General features: G+C 27.9%; 11 protein-coding genes. All 11 read right to left on the reverse strand.

The window, feature by feature from the left end; translation table 11 throughout:
* Window positions 1-705: thiamine pyrophosphate-dependent enzyme (locus PHZ07_05295; protein ID MDD3284981.1), on the reverse strand; the 705-nt coding region annotated here is incomplete at its 3' end.
* Window positions 706-801: 96 nt separating this feature from the next.
* Entirely contained in the window at window positions 802-1863 is a 1062-nt protein-coding gene (locus tag PHZ07_05300; protein MDD3284982.1) for a thiamine pyrophosphate-binding protein, read from the reverse strand.
* A 23-nt stretch (window positions 1864-1886) separates the two neighbouring features.
* A complete protein-coding gene (locus tag PHZ07_05305) occupies window positions 1887-2525 on the reverse strand; it encodes a hypothetical protein (GenBank protein MDD3284983.1) in 639 nt (212 codons plus the stop codon).
* An 18-nt stretch (window positions 2526-2543) separates the two neighbouring features.
* A complete protein-coding gene (locus PHZ07_05310) occupies window positions 2544-3695 on the reverse strand; it encodes an acetate/propionate family kinase (protein MDD3284984.1) in 1152 nt (383 codons plus the stop codon).
* Window positions 3692-4270 (reverse strand): phosphate propanoyltransferase, encoded by a 579-nt coding sequence (gene pduL / locus PHZ07_05315; protein ID MDD3284985.1) that lies wholly within the window; start codon window positions 4268-4270, stop codon window positions 3692-3694. Before pduL ends, PHZ07_05310 begins: the two co-directional genes overlap by 4 nt.
* Window positions 4271-4286: 16 nt before the next feature.
* Entirely contained in the window at window positions 4287-5288 is a 1002-nt protein-coding gene (locus PHZ07_05320; GenBank protein MDD3284986.1) for a carbohydrate kinase family protein, read from the reverse strand.
* Between the two features lie 332 nt (window positions 5289-5620).
* Entirely contained in the window at window positions 5621-6211 is a 591-nt protein-coding gene (locus tag PHZ07_05325; protein MDD3284987.1) for a nucleoside-diphosphate kinase, read from the reverse strand.
* Between the two features lie 100 nt (window positions 6212-6311).
* Window positions 6312-6695 (reverse strand): response regulator, encoded by a 384-nt coding sequence (locus tag PHZ07_05330; protein MDD3284988.1) that lies wholly within the window; start codon window positions 6693-6695, stop codon window positions 6312-6314.
* Between the two features lie 122 nt (window positions 6696-6817).
* Window positions 6818-7666 carry a ComEC/Rec2 family competence protein gene (locus tag PHZ07_05335; GenBank protein MDD3284989.1) on the reverse strand — a complete coding sequence of 283 codons (849 nt, stop codon included), beginning with the start codon at window positions 7664-7666 and terminating at the stop codon, window positions 6818-6820.
* The gene (locus tag PHZ07_05340) at window positions 7641-9131 is read right to left on the reverse strand and encodes a ComEC/Rec2 family competence protein (GenBank protein ID MDD3284990.1); all 1491 of its coding nucleotides are present in this window, start codon (window positions 9129-9131) and stop codon (window positions 7641-7643) included. The genes PHZ07_05335 and PHZ07_05340 overlap by 26 nt, the downstream gene beginning before the upstream one ends.
* Before the next feature lie 490 nt (window positions 9132-9621).
* Window positions 9622-10323: a class I SAM-dependent methyltransferase gene (locus PHZ07_05345; protein MDD3284991.1), complete on the reverse strand. Its 702-nt coding sequence runs from the start codon at window positions 10321-10323 to the stop codon at window positions 9622-9624.
* Window positions 10324-10537: the final 214 nt, after the last annotated feature.

Genomic DNA, 10537 nt, shown 5'->3' on the forward strand with positions numbered 1-10537 from the left:
AGGATAAATCTCTTTTAATTTTTTCATAAAATCAATAGTATTTTTTGCATCTGTTTTCCAATTTGTAGGACAAAATGATAATACCTCAACAAATGAAAATCCTTTTTCCTGCATTTGCCAGTCAATTGCTTTTTTTATAAATCCTTTTAATTGTATTGGATTATCAACACATCCACGAGCAATATAAGCAGGAGTTTCACTCGCGTGTAATAGTAAGTCGGGTCCATCAATATGATTTTTGTCAGCCCCACCTAGCGATGTAGTGGTAATCTGACCTTCAACTGTTGTAGGAGCTTTTTGACCACCTGTCATGCCATAATTTGCATTGTTTACTATTATTACCGTGATATTTTCATTTCTTATTCTAGCACTAATCAAATGTTGTATTCCTATTGCATAAGCTCCCCCATCTCCCAAATAAGCAATTATTATAGAATTTTTTTTGGATTTTTTTGCCCCAGTCATTACAGGAATTGTTCTTCCATGATGAGTTTGCATTGTATCAACATTGAAGAAATCCCAAGCAAGTAGAGAGCATCCAATATCTATTCCAAAAAGTGTTTTGTTTTGGATATTTGTTTCATCAATAATTTGTCCCAACATTTTTAATATTATTGGATGACCACACCCAGGACAAAAATTATGTGGTTTGCTAGATTTTTTCCAGCACACTGGCCAAGCTAAGTTATTTTTGTTGTTTTCCATATTTTTTTATACTAATGTGCGATGCTAATGTACTAATACATACTAATAATACTAATATTCGTATAATTCGAATGAATTTGTATATTGGAATCGCATTTATTTTTTATTTTTAATTAAATTTATAATCTCATCCGGTGTTATTCCAAGTGCTGGTCTATTGTATGTCTTTATAGGAATATTGAATCCATATAAATTTTCTTTTACAATTTTTAACAATTGGTTTTGTGCTGACTCTGTAACTATTATTTGTTTTATTCCTTTCAATTCTTTTTTCAAAGTATCAGTCGGAAATGGATTTATGGTTATTGGTCTAAATAATTTTACAGATTTTTTCTTTGTATCATAAATTGCCTGTTTTACTGATGAGGCAACTATTCCATGTGCGATTATAAGGGTATCTTTTTTTGACTTTGTATTATATGAGAAAGATTCGTGTTCTGCTACTTCTTTTTTTATAATTTCCCATTTTTTTATTAATTCCTGATTTAAATCAAAACATTGTTCTTCGGTAGAAAAAGTATTTCTCATATTTATATAATTTGATTCTTTTTTGTTGTCTCTTTTTTCTGATTTTAACATCATTGGCTTGCTTGGAACTAAATTTTTTGGTTTGTATAATTCTACATTTGTTTTGGTCTTCAGAGTATATCCGTCTGCTAGCAAAAATGTAGGAATCATATAACGCCAAGCAGTATTGAAACATTTTATAGTGTAATCATATAATTCTTGAATATTTTCTGGAGAATAAACAACTCTATATCCCTCACCATTTCCACCAAATGCAGTGAGTGTTACTTCTTGTTGGGAATAAATAACAGAACCAGTTGATGGTCCTCCACGCTGACCTATAATAGTTACAATTGGAATGCTCATTGCTTCAGCCATTGCTAGAGCGTCTTGAACTAATATATTTCCTGGGCCACCTGTAGCAGTAAATGCTTTTTTACCCATCAAAACTGCCCCTACTGTAGCAAATCCCGCAGACATTTCATCTTCTGTTTGTAGAAAGATCAAATTTTTGGGGTCTTTTTCATAAAATTTATCCCACTCTGACATAACTTCTGTAGCCGGAGTAATTGGATATCCAAAGAATGCTTGTGCACCAGCAGCTAGCGCGGCACGTACAACAACTTCATTTCCTGTTAGTAATTCTTTCATATTATTTTAGCTAAATTATTAAATTAATTATTATCTTCTTCAAAAATATAGTCATCATCTGTATCTTCTATATCTACTATTATTGATTTTTTTTGTGTTTCATTTTCTACTATTATTTTTATGTTTTCATTTTCATTTTTCAAATCTTTTTCATCTTGCTCTGTTGTTATATTTATATTTTTAATATTTTCTTTTTTTGTAGATAATTTTGTATTTTTATTTTTTACAAAAGTTGGCTTTATTGTTTTTGACTCTTCTGTTCCGTATAAGATTTCATCTTTTTCTGTAATTTGATTTTGCTTGCTAATTATTTGTATTCTTTTACTTGCATATTCTTTTTCGATTTTTTTTAGTTTTCTAGATAACCTAAATAGTATTACAAGTATTGAGCTTAGTAATAATATTAATATCCAAAATTGGTATCTTCTATAATTTAAAAAATTATTTATAGGAAATCCATTATTTTGATCTGTTTCTTGGTCTAATTCTGAAAGAACATTTTTTAATTCTCCGACATTTCCTTGTTCTTTGAAATTATATTCTTGATATTCTATATTGAGTTCTGTATCATCATAATTTACTTCATGATATGCAGCAAAACATGTATTTGATAGTACAAGTGTAAAGTATGTAATAAACATTATAGAATATATTTTTTTCATTTTTATTTTTTTGCCTTTTTATTTTTTTATTATAGAATTCAATATTGCCAATTCTTCATTTGCCTTAATTACAATTTCTTTTATATTTCCTTGCTTATTGGTGGCTAAGTTTTTTATATACAAATTTTTGAAAATTAATTTTCTTATATCAGCATTTCTCTCTCCTATTCCACCGCTAAAAACTATCGCATCTATATTTGGCATAAGTGTTATGTATGATGATATATATCTTTGAATTTTGTATATAAACATGTTTAGTGCTAATTTTGCTAGTTTTTTATTGTTATCACTTTTTATAATATGAGTTTTGTAGTTTTTGATTTTATATCCATTTAGTATCATTACATCCCGAAGATCATCTAAATTAGAAATACCCTTTATTCCTGACTCAAAATTTATCATTTTATCAATTCTCTCTATATTTACATTGTGTTTTTTGTTCAAGAAATTGATAATGGATGAGTCTATATCCCCAGATCTTGTGAGCATCATAAGTCCTGAATTTGGTGTAAAACCCATAGATATTTCTATTGCTTTACCATTTTTTATAGCTGAAATACTAGATCCACCACCTAAATGGCAAGTTATTAAATTGCATTTGTTTTTATTTTTTTTCAAAATTTTTGCACTATCTTCCAACATTTTCTGATGTGAAAATCCATGAAATCCAAATTTTCTGATATTATATTTTTTGCTGAAAGATAAGTTTATTGGATATGTATATACTTTTTCTTCTAATGTAGAAAAAAACATAGTATCAAATACACCATATTGTTTTGTGTTTTTCCAAATAGATAATGATTCTTGTGCTGTGCTTAGGTTTATTGGATTGTGAAGCGGAGCCAGGTCATTGTATTTTTCAATTTTTTCTATAGTAGACTTGTTTAATATTACTGGTTTTGTAAATTCACTTCCACCATGAACTATTCTATGAACAATAAAATCAAACTTTATATTCTGAAATTTATTTTTTATAATATTTAATGCTTCTTTGTGATCTGAAATTTTGTAATGATCTATTTTTCCATCTAAGTCTATTATAGACTTTTGTGATCCAATTTTTTCTATTATTCCATTTGCAAATTCATTTTTGTCATTATCAAAAATTTTGAATTTTAGAGATGTACTTCCACTATTTAGTATTAATATTTTGCTTTTTTCTTTTGTCATAATATTATATTGCCTTTTGTGTTTTGTTTTATGTTAGCTGCATTTGCTTCATCCAAATCAAGATGAATTTTTTTTACAAATCCTTCTCCGATTCTTACAACTATTTCATCAAATATTAAAGCTCTATCTCCAGTTAGTTCTAATTTTATTTTTTGTCCATCTTTCAAATTCATTTCTTCTGCCTCATCAGGAGAAATATGTAAATGTCTTTTTGCTATTATAAGCCCACTTTCCAAATCCACTTCGTTTATTGGTCCTACTATTTTTATACCTGGAGTATTGTCTAAATCTCCAGACAATTTTATTGGGGTGTCTATTCCTAATATATATGTATCAGATTTGAGAATTTCTACTTGAGTTTTATCTCTGTATGGTCCAAGAATTCTAACATTTTCAATTTTTCCTTTTGGTCCCATTATCATTACAGTTTCATTTGATGCAAAATCATCTGACTGAGATAATTTATTTTTCATTGTGAGTTCATATTCTGGGCCATATAATTTTTCAAACAAATCTTTTGTTATATGTATGTGTCTATTTGAATATTCTATTTCTACTTCTAATTTATCCGCCATATATTTATTTATTGGATTATTTTTTAAATTTTAACAATTTTTCTATTTCATTTCTTTTCATAAGTCCACGTTGTGCACCTATTTTTGATACGACATTTCCACTTTGCTGTATTGCAAGTTTTAGACTTTTTTCTAAATCATTTTTGTATAATATCATACCTGATACAAAACTTGATCCATATGCGTCCCCTGCTCCTGTCGTATTCATACATTTTTGTATAGTAGCTTTTTTGTAATATAACTTTTTGCCATCAAATATATATGCACCATTTATGCCATCTGTTATAGACACTATTTCTGCACCCCATGAATGTATTATTCTTATAATATTTTCTATATTATTAGTTTTTATTCCAGAAGATGATACTAATTCTATTGCTTCATCTTTGTTTATATTGAAAAAGTTTATATTTTTTAAATATTTTTTGAAAAATTTGTTTCCATATTTAATTTGTTTCTCTCCCGGATTCCATGCAATTTTTATATTTTTTGCAGTAGCTTTTTTGAATATATTATCTATGTTTTGTTTTATAATATTTTCTTTGCCACTAAGAGATGCTATATAAAACCATTTTGCATTTATTTTTGCTAATTTTTCTTTTGATATAATTAGTTCATTATTTGAGCCACGATGACCAAATATAGTGTGTTCATTATCATGTTTGTAATTTATTATAAAAGAAAAACCAGAATAATATTTTTTATCTTGAGTTATATACTTTGTATCTACTTTTTTGTTTTTTAATTCCTTTAAAATTAATTCCCCTATCCAATCTGTTCCCAAGTTTAAAAATGTAGATGTTTTTAATCCTAAAATAGAGCAATTTATAGCAGTATTCATGCCACCACCACCAAATGTTATTGTGATGTCATTTGAAAGTATTTTTGCTCCATATTCAAAAGCGATAAGTTTTTGTTTTAAAATATTTTTTTTGTTGTTTATTATTTCGGCATCGCTAGTATAATACATTATATCCTGCGTTGCTCCACCTATTGTGATAATGTCGTATTTCTTCATATATAAAAAATTTATTAGATTAAAATCTAAATCATATTTATTATATCAGAAAAGAGCATATGATTGAAGTTTTTGGCTTATATAAAAACCGGGTGTTGGAGCCCAGTTTTGATGATCTAAAAGATTGGGTAAATAGGAATCCTCTAAAACAGAATTGTGGGTAAAATTTTGGGTACAAAACCAAGGTTTTGTATCACATAAATTCCCAATGTTATAGATGTAAAGTTCCTTTTTTTCAATCTTCTAGATATGTACATTATACCATTTTTGAAATAATAAATAAAATCAAGTCAAATGACCTGATTCTATTTATATTTTATATGTTTGTATTTTTAAAATGCTACTTGATCCACGCTCCTTGAATATTCATGTATGTCATCAGGAGAAAACCAATGACTTATTTCATGATTTGCTTCTTCAGGTGTTTCAGACGCATGAACTATATTTCTTACAGCTCTTTTGCCTTTGTTTGCAGCAACTGGTGAATCAACTGAATAATCCCCTCTTATTGTTCCCATTTCAGCCATAGATGGCATTGTAGGACCAGCCAATTTTCGAACCATATCAACAGCATGTACACCTTGAATTATCATTTTTACAAGTGGTGCTGATGTCATGAAGTCTATTAACCAACCTCTTACCATTTTTCCTATTTCAAGAGTATCTATTGTACCAACCTCTTGTATTGCATCGTATCCATATTTTTCATATGTTTGAAGTGTTTTTTCACCTACTCTTTTTATCCAAACTTCATCTTTTGGATAATGATCATCCATTTGTTTCTGAGTTGGTTGAAACATTTGTAGAGCTACTACTTTTAGTCCACGTTGCTCTATTCTTTTTATAATTTCTCCTGTTAAACCTCTCCTTACGCCATCAGGTTTTACCATTAAAAATGTTCTTTCTTGCCTTGGGTTGTCCATATTTTTTTATACTAATTTATAATACTAATATACGAACTTTACTAATTATACTAATTTCATTTGTATAATTGGTATGTCATTTGTATATTGGTATTGTTTGTTATTTTTTTGATAATACTTCTTTTACTTTATCTACAACTTGAGAAGGGGTAAGATTTGCTTTTACTAAATATCCTATAGCACCAAGTTTATTCCCTTTTTCTACATCTTCTTCTTGTCCTAGATTTGTAAGCATGATTATTGGTATATTTTTTGTTTCAGGTGTTGATTTCAATTCTTTTAATACCATAAAACCATCCATTTCAGGCATTATTATATCAAGGAGTATTATATCAGGCTTTTCTTCTCTTGCAACTTCAATTCCTTTTTTTCCATTTTCAGCCTGTACAGTTTCAAAACCTTCTTTTTCAAATTTTGCTATATACATATTTACGAGCATTGTCTCGTCCTCTACTATTAATACTTTTGTTTTTTTATCCGGCATAATTATAATTGCTTAATTGATTATTAGATTATTAGATTAATAGTTTTTTAATCTAGCTTTGGATATTTTTCCGAAGTCGATTTTATTATAACATAAGTTATTTATAAGTAAATATTGAGTATTTACTTTTTAAAATACTTTTCTCCATCACTATATATAATTATATCTCCTGATTGATCATTTCTAAGAATTTGAGTATTGATTTTTTCTAGTCTTTGAAGTGTTTCTTGATGTGGATGATTGAATGAGTTATCAATACCAACTTGAATTACAGAAATTTGTGGTTTTACATATTCCAAAAAATAATCACAACTTGCCCAGCGAGATCCATGATGTCCTATTTTTAGTAATTCCGATTCTAAATTTTTGTCTTTTTCTACTAATTCTTTTTCTCCTTCACAAGTCATATCTCCTGTAAAAATTGCATCAAAATTTTTGTAACTTAATCTTATTACAACAGAAGTATTGTTTATATCTTCTTCTTTTTCTTTTATAGAAAATGGGTGAAGAATTTCTAAATTTATATTTTTTTCAAAACTTATAACTTGTCCAGATTTTACTTTTATAAGATTTATATTTTTTTCTTTTATTAAATTCATTAGATAATTATAATCTTCCAAATTTACATTATAGCCAGAATAAAAAATTGTATTTATTTCATAACGTTCTATTAGGTTTATTAATCCAATATAATGATCTGCATGAGCATGAGTTATCACCAGTAAATCAATATTTCTTTTTCTAAAAGGTAATTTTTGACTTACTTTTTTTACAAAATCATTGTAAGCTCCCCCATCTATCACTATTGTTTTTCCCTCGGGAGTTTTTATAAGTATTCCATCGCCTTGCCCAACATTTATAAAATACATTCGTAGATATTCACTTTTGTCTTCCAAAAAATAATAAGGAACAAGAGCAGTTATTATTACCAAAATGATTATTACTCTAAATATCTTTTTCTTTTTTTGCATAAAAATAAATTATAATTATTATTAAATAACAAAAAAACATATGTAAATAATTAAAATCAGTAATATTTAAAACACTGATTTTTATATTTGAAATTAATTTTATTAGAGCGAATAAAAGTTTTGTAACAACGTAAGATAAAAATCCAAAATATTGTGCCAAAGTATTGCTTATAAAAGATATTGGAATTGTAAATACAGCGAGAGTCATATCAAAACTTATAAATGGCAAAATTAAAATATTTGATAATATTCCAAAAGTTGAAAATTTTTGAAAACTATACATTGTTATGGGAGTTGTCATTATCATAGCTCCTAGGCTTGTTGCGGTAATTTCTCTTATTTCTAGAGTTTCTGGCATAAATTTCAATATTACCTTGATTATTGGGGATAAATATATAAGCCCTATTGTTGCCAAAAAACTCAATTGAAATCCAATATCATAAAAAAGCAAAAGCGGATTCATAAGAGAAATTATTACAAGAGAATAAACTATTACTAAGTGATTTGGAATATATCTACCAATATTTTTTGAAAAAACTACAATTATTCCCATAATTGATGCTCGTATTATAGATGAAGATAGTCCTGATAAAACTGCAAACACAAATAAAAATAAGATTAATGCAAAAAACATTCTTTTACGATTTATTCCTATGCTGTATAGAATTTTTGAAAAAACTACAATAATAATTGTTACGTGCATTCCAGAGACAACTACAATATGACTGAGTCCTGTATTTCTAAAGTCTTGGTCAATTTCATTTGGTAATAGTTTTTCAAATCCAAAAAGTGCGCTATTTAAAAAAGAGCTAGTTGGTTCGCTCCAAATAGTATTTACTTTATTAAACAAAAAGTTTTTTAATTTAAATATTAATGAAATAAAAATATTTGCTTTGTTTTCAATTATTTTTATCTGTGGATCATAGCAAAGAGAATAAATATTGTCTTTTGATAAATATTTATCATAAGCAAAGTTTTCTATTTTTCCCGGTTTTATCAAATAGCAAGTAATTTCTAGTACATCACCATAGTTAAATTTTGGATAAAGTTTTGTTTTTACTAGAGTATTTCCTAAAATATTTTTTTGAGTTGGTTTTGTTATTTGTGAGACACTAACTTTCAATTTTTGATGATCAATTCTTACATCTGCTTCATCTGTAATTCGTCCAATAAAAGTAATTCTTTTTTCTTTGTTCCAATCCAAAGTTTCACTATTGTAATACCAAATTTTTGCGTCATCTCTGAAATCAATTTTTGAATAATTATAAAATATTATTCCAAGTGATAAAAACAAAATCAAAAATAAATAAAATTTTATATTAATATTTTTTGTAAATGACAAAAACAAAATACATATAAATATTGAAACAATAATTATATTATTTTGAATATCAAAATAATTTGAAATACATAATCCTAGTATAAAAAATATTCCAATTATTAAATTATATGTTGATTTTCGCATAATAACACTTTTAAAACTTTGTTTTTTACTTTTTTTCTTTTTCAAACCTTTTCTGGTTTCTTTTTTTCTTACCCTTTTCTAGAAAAGGGTAAGTCCTACCTACCTGCCGCCTGCCTGCCGGTAGGCAGGGCAGGCAGGAAAGTCGCGAGCATACAAAAATTTTTAAATTTATCATTTCGTCAAGCTAAAACTTCAAATGTTACCTCTGGTAACCTGAAGTTTTTTTACGCTTGACTTCATTCAAATTTTAAAAAATTTTTGTAAGCTCGCAGAAAAATAAAGTTTTATTTAATTTCTCTTACTAATATATTTTATTGATTTTTGCTAAATCACTATTTCACGTGATAAACAAAAAAGGGCGCAAATTGCGACCCTTAAAAATATATTAATACTTTAAAATATTTAGTCAATACATCGAGTTGAGCTCGATATATAAATAAAAAAAGACAAGCCTTCCGGAGAAGGCTTGCTATATTCAGTTTGATTGTTACTATTTTTTTTGTAGCACCACATTCCAGTGCCACTTCTCGATTCCATTGTCAGATACACCTTTGGAATATTCTTCCTTGTGGATTATTTCTAACCCATTTTCTCTGGCTATGAAATGGATTTCACTATCATGCCAGTGGTGAAGAATTATCCCTGATTTGTCTGTTTTGGATATAAAAGATATACCACCCTGACTGGAATCTTTATAGATACAAGCATCTTTTGGTGGGTTTCTTTTGGAAGAACGGACGCTGATAAAAAGATACCCGTCTTTTTTGAGAGTCCTTGCTGCTTCTGCAACAGCAAGTTGACAATCAGGGAAGTCTCCATGTTGTAGTACATTGAATGCTATTACAGCATCAAAGTAATCATTTCGCCACGGGAGTTCCCGGAAATCACCATAAATAACTCTGGCATGTTGATTTATGTAAATCAATTTTTCAAGGGTTTGATCTAATCCTATGTCTGACAATTCAATGCCAAAAACCTGCATACCTAGCTCTACCATTGGAATGATATTTTTTCCATTACCAGACCCAATCTCCAGTATCTTGATTTGGTCAAGTTTCATTCCTTGACCAGGAAGAATATAATTTGCCAAGAATTGGTAGACTTCGGGATGAATCGGTTGGCCGGCATATTTGCCATTTTCATACTGGGTATTCCAATACCCAGCAATTTTTACATCTTGATTATGTGCCATTATTACCTCCTCAGGTATAAAAAATAGACTTATTCTATCTTTGTTTTTAACATATTATTTTAGTATAAAAAGACTTTTTAGTCAATTATTGTACAGTTAACACTAATAGGTAACACTTGGTATACTTAGGGGTAACACTGTTAACTAATAAACAAATATATGCCTTTAAAACCAAGTTATCCAAAAGAAAAGCGAGTTTTATGGTATTTAGGAG

The organism is Patescibacteria group bacterium (assembly GCA_028692545.1).
Taxonomy (GTDB): Bacteria; Patescibacteriota; Patescibacteriia; order UBA1558; family S5-K13; genus STD2-204.